We start from the raw sequence: 15686 nt of genomic DNA, 5'->3' as shown, positions 1-15686 counted from the left end.
GCCATGTCATGCCAATCCAGCCGCGCTGGCCAAGCGCTTCACTGAAGGATGCATCGGGGACCGCCCAGCCGTGGGAGGAGCTGCGAAACATGCCTTGGTCTTGCGCCTGTTGAAGGAACTCCCTTACTTCGCTGCGAAGCGTCGCTATGCTAGGGGCCGGGGGATTGACGGTGAACCTGATTGGTTGGGATGACAAGATGGTCTCCTTGAAAACTGCCGGGCTCGGAGCGCCGCGCGGTGTACACCCGATAATGGTTCAAGGTCGGCTTGGTCGGAAGTCGGAATTCACATATGTGAATCAGACATGCGGCACTGGATCGGCTGCCGTCACATTGGGCGGATATGAGCCGGCAGGGACGCATTGGTGGGAGCGTTGAGTCATAGAGTGCTACGGCTGTGCCGGCGTGGCGGCATTGCTCTAGAATTTGGGGACGGCGCCTGACAGGAACAAAGGCGCGGCGCCGCCGAAGGCATACCTAGCAGCCTCGGATTTGATGGAGGTCAGCATTGGGACCTACTGCGCTGGCCAAGGAAGTTCTGCAACCTTAAAAGTGTTCCTGACGCTCGAGTCAAACCTGGCCGCCGCGATCCATGCCCGCTCGCGAGCGGGCATGGACATAGCGTCCGCACGCCAGCGCTCAAGCCTGGCCACTGCCACACCCAATTCCCTTGAAACCACTTCCACCGCCGCACTCTCCGGGGGTAACAACCGTGCTACCGCCCGGTCCAAGATTCTGCCGCGGGGGGCCTGGGCCGGCGATCTCCGTGCTTCAACTTCGAATTTCTCCGCGCGGTCTCGTGGACAAGCGCATCAAGGCCATCGTGACCGCTAGCATGTATGACGTGCTTCGCGTGATGTCGAAAGGCTATTTCGACAAGATGAATCGAGAACAACGTACAAGTGCGTTGGAACAGATGAGCCAGCAGCGGTGGGCAGACGCCGAAAAGGGGGCTCCGGCGCCAGGGCCGCGTATCCTCCCCGAGACGCTGGAGGATGCCGCCAAGATTCCCGATCCGGTGCTTCGCTCCATCGTTGAAATGTACTTCGACTATTACCGGACGCCTCGCGGTTTCCATCCGCGTCCGCCGAACTCCAACGGCTCTTGGACGGCCACATACCGCGATGTCGTTTATGAATATGCCGATCATGACGTACATCAACATGCGCGTGCGGTGGCGTCTTCCGTGAGCGACCACCACGCTCGACCGCCGTTAGACAATCTTTCCTCAGGACCGCGGTGTAGCTCTACGGCGATGTCCTTCAGTCACCGGCAGTTCCTGGGCCGCGTACCTCCATTAGCAAATCTGAACGGTAGCTTCCTACGCTGAAGGCCGCTGTTTTTGACATAGCACCGACTATGTCAAATTGCATAGCGTTGCAACGATACGGAATAGGCAAAAAATGTGGGGCCTAGCGGGGGAGCTAGCGGCGCGTGGCCGGCCGCACATGCCAATCGCCCCTGGCGAGCCGAGCGCCTCAAACAACAATAGGATCGTCTGAGGAGTGCCCGCGACGCGGTGTCGCGCAAATCTTGCGAACAGTCTTTGCGGAAGGGACAGCTTCAACGATGACAGTCGTCGTGGGACCAGTGCTCGGCTTGATGTTCGGATCGCCTGCCGGAGTCAGACCTGACGCACGCGTCATGGCCACGGCTCGCTCGATACCGCGTCCGACCACGTCTTGAAAGCGTCTACTCACGATGTAGTGGATCAGTTTTGAAGCCATGGCGCCTTCCCTCTGTGATTAGTGAGTTCATCATAGCGGACCACGCATGCGGGCGCGCAAGAACAGCACGTGCGCCGAGCGCTGAGGTGCTGCAGGCGTTCTGGCAGAAGCTGCGCGGGCGCACGCGCGTCACCATCGACCATCCCGACTTGGCGGATGCGTTGAAGGACATTGCGGCCGGGGCCGGGCAGACCATTTGGCAGGCGGGCACGTGATGCGTTGCAAGCGATCTGCCCTCTTGCTCGGCGACAAGCTTAGCTTCCGCCAACTCGTGCGCTATGTCGTTCCATGGGGGCCTCGCCGGCGTATTTGACCATTTGACTCAAGGGGCAGATCGGTGCCTGCCGGCGCAGCGACTCAGGAACATCCGCGGGACGCATCTTCCAAGGCAGCAGGGCGTGGCCGGCCTCGGCCGCACACCGGCTCAGGAAGGCGGCGATCCGAAAGCCGCCTTCGTCGATATCGCCCCAGTGCAGCACTGGAGTGGAAACGGGGAGGTCGGAGAGCAGCGGAGGTACATTGCCCGCCAGGCAGGCGAGGGCATGCCAGCGGTGTAGAGGCACAGCACGTCGGAGTCACAGTGCTGGCGCGCCCATACATGGAACGTGGTCTGGTTCTCGATGGTCAGGACCTGGCTTGGCACGGACGCGAGACCCAGCACTGTGGACGGCGGCAGGGCGCCGTAGGGTCAGTCCAGCGGGAAGGCGCCACGCTGCCGGCGGACCACGATGTTGCCGGCCAGACGCGCTGGCTGCGGCTCGCGGTAAAGGCCGAGCTCCTGCAGCACCTCGGCTTCCGGGCGCGCATCGTCCTCGACGTTGCCTGCCAACAGCACATCGAGGCAAGGCACCAGAGACTCAATGCGCTTGCTGTCCTTGAACAGGCGTGCGCTGGCGTCCCGCACCGGCGTCTCCGTAGCGCCGAGCGCTACCTGGGCTCGGCAGTGGGCGATCACGTCACAGGCCATGGCCCAGTTGGCGGCCTCTGGGCCGGTATCGCGTACCTTTTTGAGCTTATCCCAGCTGGACAGGACGTCGTTCAAAACCGGGTGCTCGCCGAGGCGTGCGGCGGCCGGGATTCGCAAATATGTGACGCCTCACATACTTGCGAATCCCGGCCGGCCTTTGGGTATGAGATGTCGGTTATCTCGGCTACGGCCGCGGATCGATCTGCGGCCGTAGCCTTCGATCTTGCCGGCCCAGTTCGGACACGGTGCGTGCGATTGACGTTTAGGCGCCCTCGATCATGCGTATTACCGCGGCGGCGAGAGGTCCGTCACTATCGCCGAGCAGGTCTACCGCATCGAAGTGATGCCCGCCCCTTTGTTCTACGATCCCGACATTAAAGCCATTTGCCTCCAGCAAGGATTGATATTCTGCCTGTAGCCGGTGGTACTCAGCGGATTCGTCTCCGCCAACGGTGAGGAGCATCGGCAGCCTGACCTTGGGCAGATGCATGACGGGGCTGAAGGCCGCAACTTCGGCAGGCGTCAGTTGCACCACCTTATTCAGGTAGCAGAGCCGGATCGGCTCAAGGTCATACAGACCACTGATTGCGCAGCCGCCCTTGAGGACGTTCGATGGCACGCCAAGTCCGGCCCAGTCCGTGCCAGCGAGGATGGCCGTCAGATGGCCACCCGCCGAATGTCCGGATACAAAGATCCTGTTGGCGTCGAAATCGCCGAGGTCGCACGCGTTACGATACAGCCACGCAACGGCTTCGCGATTATCGCGAACGATCTCTGTCATACCGACGTCTGGTGCCAGTCGGTAATTGACCACCGCGACATTGATATCGCGTTTCAGGTAAGGCGCGGCGATGTAGCTGAAGTCGGATTTATCCAGAGACTGCCAGTAGCCGCCGTGGATGAAGACCAGCAGCGGACGGCCTTTGGTCGCTGCGGGAAAGAAGTCGAGCGTCTGCTTTTGTTGCGACCCGTATGCAAGTCCCTGCTTGACACGGTGCGCGCCGCGAAACGCTTCACTGACCTTGGTCCATCGATGGAAGATGTCCTGGAAGCCGGGAATTCCGGCCCGGACGTTGTACTGCTGGTCCAGTTCATCCTGATTGAAGTTTCGGTACACTGACATTAAATTCACTCCAGACTGTGGAACCGCTCCTGCGATTTCACCTTTGACGTTACGAAGCGCGCTAGCGCCTGACAAAGATACGTTTCCGTGTGACGCCCCGCGCGCCAGGAGATGCCAAGCACTATCGCGGAGACGCCATGTTTGGAAAGAGTGAGAATCGGGATGACTACCAGGCCATTCACCAGCCTGTCGGCGGCATGGCAAGGAAGCTCGCGAACGGCTTCTACATCGACACGCATTCCCATCCCCGAGGGCAACTCATCTATGCCTACGTTGGCGCGATTTCCGTGTCGACGGACTATGGCTGCTGGGTAGTGCCTCCGCAGCGCGCTGTCTGGGTGCCATGCAACGTCAGCCATGCCATGCAGGCCTGCGGCGACGTCGAGATGCGTACCATCTACATTCGCGAAGATGCCATTCCGAAGGAATTGCAGACGTGTTGCGTCGTCGCTGTACCACCGCTGCTGCGGGAGCTGATATCCGAAGTCGTGCGCATGCCGGTGGCATACGACGAGGGCCGCGACAACCTCGTCGTCAAGCTGCTGCTGCAGGAACTGAGGCCTTTGTCGATCGTGCCCCTTCATCTGCCCATGCCCACGGACCAGCGGCTGGCAAAGATCTGCGAGCGCATCCTCGAGGACCCTGCCGATGAGACATCGGTGCAGGAGTGGAGTCAGTCCATCGGCGCTAGCGAGCGCACCATCATCAGGCTCTTTCCCGAAGAGACCGGGCTCACCTACAGCCGCTGGAAGCAGCAGGCGAGGTTGATGGCAGCCGTCCGGCTGCTGGCGGAGGGATGTCACGTCACGGACATCGCGTTGCAACTGGGTTATGAGAGTCCCAGTGCGTTCAGTGCGATGTTCCGTCGCGCACTCGGCATGTCGCCGACCGAGTACTTCCGGGAATCGCCAGGCGGATGAATCGCGCCGGCTGTTGAAGAACTTGGCATCTGCGCGACAACAACTGGCGTCGCTGCACCGGCCCTCGATTCCACCATCGGGCACAGTCAAGGGACTGACGTCATGCGCGCCTGGCGCGTGACGTCAGCTCTCTTCCCTATCGTGGAGTTATCAGCATGTCAGTTCTTGAGCGCATTCAGGCGGCGGGAATCATCCTGCCCGTCACGGAAGTCCCAAAGGCCCTGTACGTTCCTTACACGATTCACAACGGCTTCCTGACGGTTTCAGGGCAGCTGCCGTTGGCGGGCGGCAAGCCACAGTATGTCGGCAAGGTTCCCGGCGACATCTCGCTGGAGCATGCCCAGGCAGCCGCACGGCTTTGCCTCGCCAATTTGCTGGGCTGGGTTGCAGCCGCTACCGATGGCGATTTCGAGAGGATCCAGGGAATCGTTCGTATCGGTGGCTATGTTGCCGTTGATGCAGGCTTCCATGACGCGCCACTGGTCATCAATGCCGCTTCCGGTTTGCTCAACGAAGTGTTCGGCGAGAAGGGGCGCCATGCCCGCGTGGCCATGGGCGTGGCCAGCCTGCCATTCAACGCGCCTGTCGAGATCGAAGCGACGTTCGTCCTGGGCGATTGACCATGCTCGCACCCAAAGAAACCGGGTATGCAGATGTGCTGATCGGGCTTCAGTACGGGGACGAAGGCAAGGCGCGCGTGGTCGACCTGCTCGCAGCCGACTATGATATCGTGGCGCGGTTCAATGGTGGCGTGAATGCGGGCCACACCATTGCCACTGCCACTGGCGAAGTGCGGCTGAGGCAAGTTCCCTCCGGCGTACTGCACGGGCATGTCGCGCTGTATGTCGGGTCCGGCTGTGTGATCAGCCTCGAACAACTGGCTGAAGAGATCGGGGTGCTCGCATCTCTTGGGGTCGATCTGTCTGGCCGTCTCAGCATCAGCGACCGGTGTCCCCTGGTACAGCCGGTTCACATTGCGCAGGACCGCCTTCATGGCCGCGAGATCGGCACCACCGGTAACGGCATTGGCCCATGCTATGCGGATCTCGCCGCGCGGGTTCGTGACGGGGAGCGATGTGCGTTCCAGTTGCGGGATCTGGCAAGCGATCCCGCCGGCGTCATCACGCTGCTGAACAGGGCTGCGCCGTGGCCAGGTCACGCCGAACGATCCGCTTCAGCGAAGCGCATGCATGCCGCGTGGGAAGTCATTCGCGAGTTCGTGTCGGACGATCCGCTGTGGCTGACGAATCGTGTCGAGCGTGGCGCCCGGGTCCTGTTCGAAGGCGCCCAGTCCGTCATGCTCGATGTATTGCATGGCCAGCAGCCATGGGTCACATCCAGCCACACGCTTCCCTCATATGCCTACGTGGGCGGCGATCTGCCCTGCAAGTTTCATCGCAAGACCGTCGGCGTGGCCAAGGCGATTGTGTCGCGCGTGGGCGATGGTCCTCTCCCTGGCGAATTCGGCGGCGAGCGATCGGAACGCTACTGTGCCGGTTCGGCGCGAGAGGGACTGGGCCGGGACGACGAGGCGGCAGGGATCGATGTACGCGCGCTGCTTGCCGCGGGCGATGAGTTTGACGTCGGCGTGGCGCTTCGCATCTGGTCCAACGAGTATGGCACCGGGACCGGAAGACCGCGCCGTATAGGCCGGCTGGACCTGGCCCAGCTCAGGCTGACGGTGAAGCAGTTTGGCGTCGACGAGGTCTTCCTCAACAAGTGCGATAGCCTCGCCGCCTTCTCATTCTCTCGCGACAGAACCATTCCCGTGATCGTCGGTCGTGAAGGGGAGGGCGATGCCGTCTGTCTCCATCTGCCGGCCTTCGACGCCGACGCGATACCGCAAGACACGAACATGCCATTTCCTCCCGAATTGCTCGCATTTCTCGCGCTCGTGGAAGACGCCATCACGGTGCCGCTGCGAGGTGCCGGAATTGGCCCACGGCGCGAACAGATGCTGATGATGAAACAACCCGACAAGGATTGAAGATGACCGGGACCATTCCTCCCTATCTCGATTGCGCCATGCGTCGCATGGACCTCGCCTGGACCGACTGGGCTGCGATTGAAGCGTTCCTGCGCGACGAACTAATATGCCGGGTCGCGGTTCATGACACGCCATATCCGTATGTCACGGCGCAGAGCTTCACTTTTACGGGTGATGCATTCCTGATCCACAGCTCCCGGTTCGGAAAGCTTGCGGCTGCGATCCGTGCCAACCCGAGCGTCACCATCGAAGTCGACCGTCCAATCGCACTGCTCAAGGCACCGAAGGGCCAGAACACGAGCCTCGAGTATTACAGCGTGATCGCGCGCTGTGAAGTGTTGCTGCGCGACACGACGGACGAGGTGCGCGCACACCAGTACCAGGCGCTCGACAAGTTCCGGCCCGAGAAGGATTACACGCCGATCGAGGACGGTGCCGCCAACCAGATCGTTGCCTATCGATGTGAGATTCGCGAGATGAGCGCCAAGAAGCGGATTCTTGCCGATGGCCAGTACTCGCCCCCGGGCCAGCCCAAGGCGCCGTATCTGCGATATCCGTTTGACGCCGGCGCAACGCTATCGGGGTTGCCCGCGGAAGCGTTCGACCCACATCGGTTTGGTCGCTGACGCCAGCCAAGCCGGCTGAGCTGGATCGTGTTCGGAGAGGTGCGCAAGCACCTCTTTTTTTCGTTCGCGGATCAGTTTGCTCTGATGGCATCTGCGAGACAGAGCTTGGCATTCCAGCGCGCGCCTCATCCCCCATCCCGCGCCAGAGTAGCGATTGGTATCGCGACATTGCGCTATCGAATGTAGCTGGCGCGCATACGCGCTGGCCCAAAAACGACTGGAGACAATATGAAGCTCACCCCTATCGAGCTGATGCGCGTGCGCACCGGCGACCGATTGGAAAGGTTGCCCGTGTGTGGCTATCACCGTTCACTGTTCGCAATCATCGCCCTGGCATTCTTCTTCGATAACCTCGACCTGGCCATGATGACCTACCTGCTCGGATCGATTCGTACCGAGTTCGGGTTGACTGCTGCCCAGGCCGGCATGCTCGGGAGTGCCAGCTTCGTTGGCATGGGGATCGGGGCGCTGAGCTCTGGCATCCTGGCCGACCGGTTCGGGCGCAAGCCGGTATTTCAGGTCAGCATGATCATCTGGGGTGTCGGCAGCTATCTGTGCTCGACGGCAGACACGCCACAGGCGCTTGCGGCCTATCGGCTTCTGCTTGGACTTGGCATGGGCATGGAACTGCCGCTGGCGCAGACGCTGATGTCGGAATTCATTCCGGCGCGCCAGCGCGGCAAGTACCTGGCCTTGATGGACGGGAACTGGCCCATAGCCTTCATCTGTGCGGGCCTGATGTCGTACTACGTGCTGAACGCCTATACCTGGCGAACCATGTTTCTGCTGGGCGCCATTCCGGCGCTGTTCTTGTTTGTCGTTCGCCGGTATGTACCCGAGTCGCCGCGCTGGCTTGAATCGAAGGGGCGGCACGACCAGGCATCGGCGATTGTCGAGCGCATAGAGCAGCGCGTCATGCGTGGATTGAAGCTGACTACCTTGCCGGAAATCGCACCATCACTTTCGAATGCGGAGCCGGAAGTGTCAGGCATTCGCGTGCTTTGGTCCTCCGAGTACCGGGGCCGGACTTTCACCGTATGGGGACTGTGGTTCTTTGCCCTGCTTGGCTTCTACGGCTTGAACACGTGGATCGGCGCGCTACTGCAGCAGTCCGGGATGGATGTCACCAAGTCCGTGCTTTATACCGTGTATATCTCCATTGGCGGCATTCCTGGCTTTCTATGCGCGGCATTCGCTGTCGAGCATTGGGGACGCAAACCGGCTTGCGTCGCGACGCTGGTGGGTGGTGCCTGCGCCGTGTTCTTCTATGGGAAGATCGCCGGCTCTTCCGCGGACACCGCGTTGCTGTTCTTGTCGGGCGGCCTAATGCAGTTCTTTATGTTCGGTATGTGGGCTGTGCTCTATACCTACACACCGGAACTCTATCCGACCCGTGCGCGGGCATCCGGATGTGGGCTCGCTTCGACGGTGGGCCGCTTCGGTTCGTTGCTGGGGCCTACGCTGGTTGGACTTGTACTGCCCATTGCTGGTCAAGCCGGCGTGTTCTGCCTGGGCGCGCTGTGCTTTCTTTCCGCGGCGGTGATCGTCGCAAAATTCGGCATCGAAACACGAGGGCGGGCGCTGGAGAGCATAGCGGAGTGACTTGTTCAGACCACATTGTCGACGCGTGGGAACGCACTGCGGCTATTGCAGTGATGAACGACGCGCACCAGGATTCTCAAATCGCTTCCCTGCGCTAGTCGGATAGCCCAGAAGCCGGTCTGGCAAGGTGCAGTGTCCCGCCCTGAACAGGCGGGACACAATCAAAAGCATCAACGCACCAGAAATCCCGCGCCTACCGGATCGTTGCGATCAATCAGCCAACGGGCTGTGCCCAGGATGCTGGCCGTGCCCTTGACGGTCGGGCGCACCGCACGCGTGCCATTCAGGCTTACCTCGCCGAGCAGGCAGCCTTCGAACGTGCCGCTGCCCAGCAACCCCTCGGAAAGGATGGGCTGGTTCATGCCAAGTTTGCCGCGCGCCTCGAACATCGCCATCATCGCGCTGGTGCCTGTGCCCCCAGGCGAACGGTCCAGTTGCCCAGCACTGAACACATGCACGTTCTTGTAGAAGGCACCTTCGATCGTTGGCTGGTGCCAGAAGGTCACGAAGTTGAGGTTGTTGATGTGCGCTTCTGTCGGATGCTGGATCCGCAGCTTTTCCTTGATCTGCTCGCGCACCAGGATGCCCAGGCGCGAGAGTTCGGTGCCGTTGTCCGGCGAGATGCGCAGCGCGCAGGGCGACAGGTCGACAATGCCGAAGTAGTTGCCGCCCCAGACCAAGTCTGCCTTGAGGTCACCGTAGCCCGGCAGGTGCACGGGGATGTCCTGCTCTGCGACGTAGGCGGGCACGTTTTCGAAGCGCGTCCACAGCACCTTGTCGCCGTCCGAGGCAACTTCAGACACCACAAGGCCAGCGGTAGTCTCGAAGCGGATGCGGGTGATGCCGCCCTCGCCGCGGCGCACGAGGCCCAGCGCCACCATGGCCATGCTTACGGCGATGGTGCCATGGCCACACATGTGCGAGTACTCTGTGCCGTCGATATAGATCAGGCCTGCGTCATACTCGGGGCTCGACGGCGGCGTGAGGAACACGCCAAACATGTCCTTGTGGCCGCGCGGCTCGCGCATCAGGGCCTTGCGCAGCCAGTCATAGTGCTCTTCCAGGAAGGCGCGTTTTTCCAGAATGGTGGATCCGGCCGGATAGGGGATGCCGCTGTGGACGATGCAAAGGGGTTCCCCTTCGGTATGGGTATAGATAACGTCGAATGCGTCCTGCTTGCGCATGGCTAAGGCTCCTTGCAGTGAGGTTATGCCGATTGGGAATTACTTTCGGTCAGACAGCATGTCCAGGCCGATGGTGAGGTCCAGGATGGTGATGGCGACAACGGCTACCACGATGGTCGCCCCCGACACGGCGGCGATGGTCGGATCGATGGTGTATTGCACATAGTTGAAGAGCTTCACCGGAATCGTGTTGAGGTCGGCGGTTGTGTTAAAAATCGACAGCTCGACGTTGATCCAGGAAGAGATGAAGGCGAAGATCGATCCCGTCACGATGCCAGCGCGGATCTGAGGCAGGGTGACGAGGAAGAACGTAGTCCACGCGTTGGCACCGAGGTCACCGGACGCCTCTTCTAGAGCCTTTTGCTCGGGCGTCATCAGTGCCAAGGTGGCACGCAGCACGAACGGTGCGACGATCACGGTATGGCCGATCAGCAACGAGGTGAAGCTGCGTGTCAGGCCGAAATAGCCGCCGAACTGCAATAAGGCTGCGCCGAGCACGATATGAGGGAGGACCAGCGGCGACATCAGCATCGATGTCAGGGCACGCTTGCCCGGAAAATTGTAGCGAGCGACAGCGAGCGCGGCGGGTACGGTCAGCACCAGCGCTGCGGCGGTCGCCGCCAGTGCCAATGCCGTACTGGTGGTGAAAGCGGCCACGTAGTCTGGCTCAGCCAGCATCTGGTGGTACCAGCGTAGCGTCAGGCCTTCTGGCGGGAAGGCAAGGAAAGCGGACGCGGTCAGGGAACTGCCCAGGATCACCACCAGAGGGAGTGCCAGGTAGCCAAGCACTGTCCAAGAGACAATGCGAATGAGTAGGGCGGCGATCATCGCGCAATCCCCCGGTGTTCGCCGACGCGGCCGGCCATGGCCACCATCGCCAGCGTGAAGACCAACAGTACGATGCTGAGCGCGCCGCCGTAGTGGATATCGAATACGGTGCTGTACTGCTGGAAAATCAGCATCGACAGCACCGAGATGCGGCCGCCCGACAGCAAGGCAGGCGTGACATAGGCGCTGACCGCCAGGGTGAACACCATGATCGCTCCTGCTACCACGCCTGGAAGGGTCAGCGGGAAGGTGACATGACGGAAAGTGGCAAGCGGGCTCGCGCCGAGGTCGGCCGAGGCCTGCTCGCAGGCCGGATCGACCCGTGCCAAAGCATTGCCAACGGCCAGCACCACGAACGGCAGCAGCACGTAGACCATGCCGACCAGGATGCCGGTCTCGGTACCGAGGAAGCGCACCGGTCGCTCGGCAAGTCCGGTCTCGATGAGCGCATGGTTGACCAGCCCGTTGCGACCCAGGAGGACCATCCACCCGAACGAGCGCACAATGTTGCTGGTAAACATTGGCACCACCAGCAGGATGACGCAGACGCGCCGCCACGCGGACCAGCGCACGATGCGAACCAGGTACCATGCGAGCGGGTAGCCCAGCAAGAGGCAGAACAGTGTGGTCAGGCAGGCGATGCGGAAGGTCACCAGGATGACGTCCCAGTGGTAGCGGTCCGCCAGCACGCGCACATAGCTGGACAACGTCACCGCAGACGGCTGGCCGCCGGTGACGCTGGCAATCAGCACGACCGCCAGCGGTGCGAGGAAGAACGCCAAAAAAAAGGCCAGCGGCGGCGCCAGCATCAGCGCCGGCGTGATCTGCAGCCGTTTCATGCCGCATCTCCGATGAGGTGCAGGTTGGCGGGGTCGAACGCGAGCCGGATCGGCTTGCCGCGCTCCAGCGCTGCATCGGGCAGCCCCATGGTCCGCGCTACCAGCGTCTGTCCGCCGACGTTGGCGTGCAGCAGCGTATGGCTGCCCAAGCTGATGACATCGACCAGCGTGCCATCCAGGCCCCCCGGCGCATCGGCGCGGGCCACACTCAGGTGTTCCGGGCGCAGCACCGCCAGCCCGCGCTCAGTGCCATTGACGGCGGTCACCGGCAGATGTGCATCCTGCATCGACAGGCGGATGGATCCCGCACCGGCGGCCTCCCACGGCAGGAGGTTGGCGTCTCCGATGAACTCAGCCACGAAACGGGTGGCAGGGGCGCGGTAAATCTCCGTGCCGGCGCCGCACTGCTCGATGCGGCCGGCATTCATCACCACGATGCGGTCTGCCATGGCCATGGCCTCCTCCTGGTCGTGCGTGACAAATACGAAGGCGATGCCGAGTTGCTGCTGCAGGTCTTTCAGTTCCAGCTGCATCCGCTTGCGCAACTTCATGTCCAGCGCCGAAAGCGGCTCGTCGAGCAGCAACAGGCGCGGCCGGTTGACGATGGCGCGTGCCAGCGCTACTCGCTGCTGCTGACCGCCTGACATCTCGCGCGGATAGCGCTCGCCCAGCGCGGTCAGGCCGACCATGTCAAGCGCTTCCAGGGCACGGCGCCTGGCCTCATCCCGACCAGCGCCCTGGCGCCGCGGCCCGTAGGCGACGTTCTCCAGCACGGTCATATGCGGGAACAGGGCATAGTTCTGGAACACCGTATTGAGCAGACGCTTGTTCGGCGGCAGCGCGGTGACATCCTGGCCATCGATGACGATGCGGCCACTGTCCGGCTGCAGGAACCCGGCGATCGCACGCAGCAGTGTGGTCTTGCCACAGCCGCTCGGCCCGAGCAACGCGATAAATTCAGCGTGGCCGATCTCCAACGAAACCCTGTCCAAGGCTTGGTATGCGCCAAATGCCTTGCACAGCGCGTCGACGGTCAAGAGGGCAGTCATCTTGGTCTCCTGCATTCAGCGCTTGCGGGCAACCCGGCGGTTCCATGCATCGGTGATTTCGGTGCGCCGGGCGTTGATCGTGCTCCAGTCGAACAGGGTCAGGCTGTCCACTGAGCCGTTAGCGCCCCACGGCAGCTTGCGCGCCACGTCCTTGGGCACCTGCACGCCTTGCACGGCCGGACCCAGGTACAAGCGGGTGGCGAGGCAGGCGGCGACCTCAGGCGTCAGCGCGGTATTGATGAATTTCTCCGCGGCGGCCTTGTTGCGCGCCCCCTTGACCAGGTGCAGCCGGGCATCAGTGGCCCATGCGCCTTCCTTAGGCACCACGAAGCCGATCGGGGCACCCTTGTCGATCAGGTCCCAGGCGCCCACATTGAAGTGCGCGCCGATTACCGCCTCGCCGCTCTGATAAGCATTGGTGGCCGCGCCCGAGCTGTCGAAGAAGAGTGCCGTGTCGAGCGCCGCAAGTTTCTGGAACACTGGCGCGAGATTGGCCGGGTCGGCGCCCCATACGCGGGCCATGAACATGACGAAGGGTACGCCCGAGGAATTGGCGGGCGAGGGTACCGTCACCGCTCCGGCATACTCGCGATTCCACAGGTCCTTCCAACTGGTCGGCGGCTGCTTGACCTCACGCGTGTTGTACGTCAGGCCCAGCGAGTAGTAGCCCGTGCCCACCGCATAGTTGGTCGATCCCTGGCGATAGAGCGCCTTGCTGATGACATTCTTCAGATTCGGAATGGCCGCGCCATCGAGGTTGTCGACCACGCCGGCTTGCAGCGCCAGCTCGCTGATGCCGCCATCCATCCAGGCCACATCAATGGTCGGCGCGGCCTTCTGCTGCTGCAGCTTGGCCAGCGTGGTCGTGGAGGTGCCGATCTCAGGCGTCACGGCGATACCGGTTGCCTTGGTGAAGGGCTCCGCCACGCAGCTGCGAAAGGCGTCTCCCCAGTTGCCGCCGTACATGGCAACGGTCAGCTTGCCGCTCTGCGAGTAGGCCGGAGTGGCGAAAGTGGCGGCCAGCAGTGCGGCGCCGACGAGGGTGGTGCGTGTCTCCAGTCCCATTTGCTGCTCCCCTTGAGGTGGAATTCTGTGGTCTCAGGCTGTGGAGGCATTGTGGGCGTAACGGGCATTCCGCCTCTTGCAAGTCGTCGACAAAAACTTGAATAATTGCGTCATGCTGATGACCTCTCCGGATACACCGAAGACTGGCGCGGGTAAACCCGAGCTGAGTGTCGGTTTCGTGCTGCTAAACCAGTTCACCCTTGCCGCCTTTGCAGGTCTGATCGATGTGCTGCGCCTGTCCGCCGACCACGGCGGGCGCAGCCGGCAGATCCACACTGCGTGGCGGGTGATGAGCATGGACGGGCGGCCGCGTACGTCGAGCGCGGGCTTTGCGATCGAGGTCGCGGGCGCATTGCCCGATGACCCGACCGGCTTTGACTACATCGCGGTGTGCGGCGGCAACGATTACCCCAACACCTACATGCCGCCGGCGCTGCGCGACTGGCTGCAGCAGACCGCCGCCAGTGGCGTGCGCATGCTCGGCATCTGCACCGGCACTTTTGCGCTGGCGCAGGCCGACATCATTGGTTCGCGCACGGTCTGCGTACACTGGAACGTGCTCGACGCTTTCCGGGCGCGCTTTCCGCAGGTACGCGCGGTGGTGGACCACCTGTTCGTGGACGAGGGCGACCTGATCACCTGCGCGGGTTCAACCGCTGCCATCGACCTCGGCCTGTACCTGGTGGCGCGGCATTGCGGGCGCGAAAAGGCGCAGCAGGCGGTGCGCCATATGATGCTGCAGGGAATGCGTCCGGCCAAGCTCCCGCAGGCTCATTTCTACGCCGACCTGACCCACATCCAGGATTCGCGCGTGCGCCAGGCCGCGCACTTCATCGAGCAGCGCATCGACAATCCTCCGTCGCTCGATGCCATCGCGCGCTATGTGGGGCTGGGGCGCCGCCAGCTCGAACGCGCTTTCCACGAGGCGCTGGCCATGTCGCCAATGAGCTTCCAGCGTGGGCTGCGGCTGGAGTACGGCAGTTGGTTGCTGCAGAACGGCCACAGCAACATCACGCAGATCGCGCTGGACTGCGGCTTCTCCGACGGCGCGCATTTCTCGCGCGATTTTCGCGCGCGCTTCGGCCTGACGCCGCGCGAATTCAAACGGCGCGGTGGCGCTTTGGGGGGGGCGTAAGGCCGTCTGGCGCCTGAGGTCGCGTGTTTTTCGCGCGGCCCGCGCGTGCGAATAGCGCCTCACTGGCCCGATGGCAAGCCTCGTAAATGCCCGTTGCAAAATCGAACAGAATGTCAGACGCCGCGCCGCTACAGTGATTACTCCCATGCCTGTAGGCTATTCCAGGAGGTAATCGCATGAAGCAACATCTGGCGAAATCCCTATTGATGGCTGGCGCGATGTTCGCGTCCTACCCGCTATTCGCGCAGCAGGCCCAGTCCATTCAGCCGACCCAGCCGACGTCAGGGCCTATGCAATCCATCCAGCCGACTGCGCCTGCAGCCCAGCCGATGCAAGGCGCACAGGCAGTTCAGGCAGCACCGGCGCTAACCAGCCCGACAGCCGGCGGCAATACCTACGCACAGACGGCTGCACAGCCGAACCAGTCGGGCATAGTTCCCGCACCGATCGATCCGACTGTGGCCCGCGGCCCGGGCCAGGGCATCGATCCGGCCAACATGAGCCTAGCGCCCGATGCGCTCGGCACCCGCCTTGGCCGGCGCAGCCCCTTCCTCGACGGGGCCTGAGCGGGTCACGTTACTCACGCCCGCACGCGGCGCCTGACCGGTGCCGACGCGCCTCCAGGGGTGATCGTA

Annotated in this window: 15 protein-coding genes and 3 pseudogenes; 9 read left to right on the top strand and 9 right to left on the bottom strand. The window is 62.5% G+C overall.

Features of this window, described 5'->3' with window-relative positions; genetic code table 11:
* Positions 1 to 196 (bottom strand): annotated as a pseudogene (locus AC3FKH_RS22155) (acyl-CoA dehydrogenase family protein); the annotation flags it as partial.
* Positions 197 to 565: 369 nt separating this feature from the next.
* Positions 566 to 733 (bottom strand): annotated as a pseudogene (locus AC3FKH_RS22150) (IS3-like element ISAzo10 family transposase); the annotation flags it as partial.
* A gap of 65 nt (positions 734 to 798) precedes the next feature.
* On the opposite strand from AC3FKH_RS22150, the gene AC3FKH_RS22145 reads away from it, so the two are divergent.
* Together AC3FKH_RS22145 and AC3FKH_RS22140 are read left to right on the top strand one after the other, a co-directional pair.
* Positions 799 to 1329, top strand: coding sequence for a hypothetical protein (locus AC3FKH_RS22145; protein WP_488677933.1), 531 nt, complete (start codon positions 799 to 801; stop codon positions 1327 to 1329).
* A gap of 477 nt (positions 1330 to 1806) precedes the next feature.
* Positions 1807 to 1932: pseudogene (locus AC3FKH_RS22140) on the top strand (DNA-binding protein); the annotation flags it as partial.
* 482 nt (positions 1933 to 2414) lie between these two features.
* On the opposite strand, the gene AC3FKH_RS22135 reads toward AC3FKH_RS22140, so the two are convergent.
* Together AC3FKH_RS22135 and AC3FKH_RS22130 are read right to left on the bottom strand one after the other, a co-directional pair.
* A complete protein-coding gene (locus AC3FKH_RS22135) occupies positions 2415 to 2768 on the bottom strand; it encodes a hypothetical protein (RefSeq protein ID WP_488677932.1) in 354 nt (117 codons plus the stop codon).
* A 187-nt stretch (positions 2769 to 2955) separates the two neighbouring features.
* Positions 2956 to 3816, bottom strand: a complete 861-nt coding sequence (locus AC3FKH_RS22130) for an alpha/beta hydrolase (RefSeq protein WP_488677930.1) — start codon at positions 3814 to 3816, stop codon at positions 2956 to 2958.
* Positions 3817 to 3953: 137 nt separating this feature from the next.
* Here AC3FKH_RS22130 and AC3FKH_RS22125 point away from each other — a divergent pair, with 137 nt between their 5' ends.
* The 5 genes from AC3FKH_RS22125 (at position 3954) to AC3FKH_RS22105 (ending at position 8951) form a co-directional block, all read left to right on the top strand.
* Positions 3954 to 4736 carry an AraC family transcriptional regulator gene (locus AC3FKH_RS22125; RefSeq protein ID WP_488677929.1) on the top strand — a complete coding sequence of 261 codons (783 nt, stop codon included), beginning with the start codon at positions 3954 to 3956 and terminating at the stop codon, positions 4734 to 4736.
* Between the two features lie 155 nt (positions 4737 to 4891).
* Positions 4892 to 5356, top strand: coding sequence for a RidA family protein (locus AC3FKH_RS22120; RefSeq protein WP_488677928.1), 465 nt, complete (start codon positions 4892 to 4894; stop codon positions 5354 to 5356).
* Positions 5357 to 5358: 2 nt separating this feature from the next.
* Positions 5359 to 6723, top strand: coding sequence for an adenylosuccinate synthetase (locus AC3FKH_RS22115; protein WP_488677927.1), 1365 nt, complete (start codon positions 5359 to 5361; stop codon positions 6721 to 6723).
* A 2-nt stretch (positions 6724 to 6725) separates the two neighbouring features.
* Positions 6726 to 7349 (top strand): pyridoxamine 5'-phosphate oxidase family protein, encoded by a 624-nt coding sequence (locus AC3FKH_RS22110; protein ID WP_488677925.1) that lies wholly within the window; start codon positions 6726 to 6728, stop codon positions 7347 to 7349.
* Positions 7350 to 7577: 228 nt separating this feature from the next.
* A complete protein-coding gene (locus AC3FKH_RS22105; protein WP_488677924.1) occupies positions 7578 to 8951 on the top strand; it encodes an MFS transporter in 1374 nt (457 codons plus the stop codon).
* Positions 8952 to 9121: 170 nt separating this feature from the next.
* On the opposite strand, the gene AC3FKH_RS22100 is transcribed toward AC3FKH_RS22105, so the two are convergent.
* Genes AC3FKH_RS22100 through AC3FKH_RS22080 form a run of 5 tightly spaced genes read right to left on the bottom strand, consistent with a single transcriptional unit; the run spans position 9122 to position 13916 of the window.
* Entirely contained in the window at positions 9122 to 10135 is a 1014-nt protein-coding gene (locus tag AC3FKH_RS22100; RefSeq protein ID WP_488677923.1) for a proline racemase family protein, read from the bottom strand.
* A gap of 39 nt (positions 10136 to 10174) precedes the next feature.
* On the bottom strand, positions 10175 to 10963 hold the full coding sequence (locus AC3FKH_RS22095; RefSeq protein WP_488677922.1) for an ABC transporter permease: 789 nt from the start codon (positions 10961 to 10963) through the stop codon (positions 10175 to 10177).
* Positions 10960 to 11802, bottom strand: a complete 843-nt coding sequence (locus AC3FKH_RS22090; protein ID WP_488677921.1) for an ABC transporter permease — start codon at positions 11800 to 11802, stop codon at positions 10960 to 10962. Before AC3FKH_RS22090 ends, AC3FKH_RS22095 begins: the two co-directional genes overlap by 4 nt.
* Complete coding sequence (locus tag AC3FKH_RS22085; protein WP_488677920.1) at positions 11799 to 12851, bottom strand: ABC transporter ATP-binding protein; 1053 nt, start codon at positions 12849 to 12851, stop codon at positions 11799 to 11801. Before AC3FKH_RS22085 ends, AC3FKH_RS22090 begins: the two co-directional genes overlap by 4 nt.
* Before the next feature lie 15 nt (positions 12852 to 12866).
* Positions 12867 to 13916 carry an ABC transporter substrate-binding protein gene (locus AC3FKH_RS22080; protein ID WP_488677919.1) on the bottom strand — a complete coding sequence of 350 codons (1050 nt, stop codon included), beginning with the start codon at positions 13914 to 13916 and terminating at the stop codon, positions 12867 to 12869.
* A gap of 112 nt (positions 13917 to 14028) precedes the next feature.
* Between AC3FKH_RS22080 and AC3FKH_RS22075 the strand changes: the two genes are divergently transcribed.
* The gene (locus AC3FKH_RS22075; protein ID WP_488677918.1) at positions 14029 to 15051 is read left to right on the top strand and encodes a GlxA family transcriptional regulator; all 1023 of its coding nucleotides are present in this window, start codon (positions 14029 to 14031) and stop codon (positions 15049 to 15051) included.
* Positions 15052 to 15227: 176 nt separating this feature from the next.
* Complete coding sequence (locus tag AC3FKH_RS22070) at positions 15228 to 15617, top strand: hypothetical protein (protein ID WP_488677917.1); 390 nt, start codon at positions 15228 to 15230, stop codon at positions 15615 to 15617.
* The last annotated feature ends 69 nt before the right edge of the window (positions 15618 to 15686 follow it).

The organism is Cupriavidus sp. 21MJTG02-4 (genome assembly GCF_057798975.1).
This window is presented reverse-complemented; position numbering and strand designations above follow the sequence as displayed.

Excerpts from the sequence above, each read along its gene's own strand:
- AC3FKH_RS22110 (WP_488677925.1), top strand. The coding sequence starts at position 6,726 with ATGACCGGGACCATTCCTCCCTATCTCGATTGCGCCATGCGTCGCATG.
- AC3FKH_RS22075 (WP_488677918.1), top strand. The coding sequence starts at position 14,029 with ATGCTGATGACCTCTCCGGATACACCGAAGACTGGCGCGGGTAAACCC.
- AC3FKH_RS22100 (WP_488677923.1), bottom strand. The coding sequence starts at position 10,135 with ATGCGCAAGCAGGACGCATTCGACGTTATCTATACCCATACCGAAGGG.
- AC3FKH_RS22090 (WP_488677921.1), bottom strand. The coding sequence starts at position 11,802 with ATGAAACGGCTGCAGATCACGCCGGCGCTGATGCTGGCGCCGCCGCTG.
- AC3FKH_RS22080 (WP_488677919.1), bottom strand. The coding sequence starts at position 13,916 with ATGGGACTGGAGACACGCACCACCCTCGTCGGCGCCGCACTGCTGGCC.
- AC3FKH_RS22125 (WP_488677929.1), top strand. The coding sequence starts at position 3,954 with ATGTTTGGAAAGAGTGAGAATCGGGATGACTACCAGGCCATTCACCAG.
- AC3FKH_RS22115 (WP_488677927.1), top strand. The coding sequence starts at position 5,359 with ATGCTCGCACCCAAAGAAACCGGGTATGCAGATGTGCTGATCGGGCTT.
- AC3FKH_RS22105 (WP_488677924.1), top strand. The coding sequence starts at position 7,578 with ATGAAGCTCACCCCTATCGAGCTGATGCGCGTGCGCACCGGCGACCGA.
- AC3FKH_RS22120 (WP_488677928.1), top strand. The coding sequence starts at position 4,892 with ATGTCAGTTCTTGAGCGCATTCAGGCGGCGGGAATCATCCTGCCCGTC.
- AC3FKH_RS22070 (WP_488677917.1), top strand. The coding sequence starts at position 15,228 with ATGAAGCAACATCTGGCGAAATCCCTATTGATGGCTGGCGCGATGTTC.
- AC3FKH_RS22095 (WP_488677922.1), bottom strand. The coding sequence starts at position 10,963 with ATGATCGCCGCCCTACTCATTCGCATTGTCTCTTGGACAGTGCTTGGC.
- AC3FKH_RS22085 (WP_488677920.1), bottom strand. The coding sequence starts at position 12,851 with ATGACTGCCCTCTTGACCGTCGACGCGCTGTGCAAGGCATTTGGCGCA.
- AC3FKH_RS22130 (WP_488677930.1), bottom strand. The coding sequence starts at position 3,816 with ATGTCAGTGTACCGAAACTTCAATCAGGATGAACTGGACCAGCAGTAC.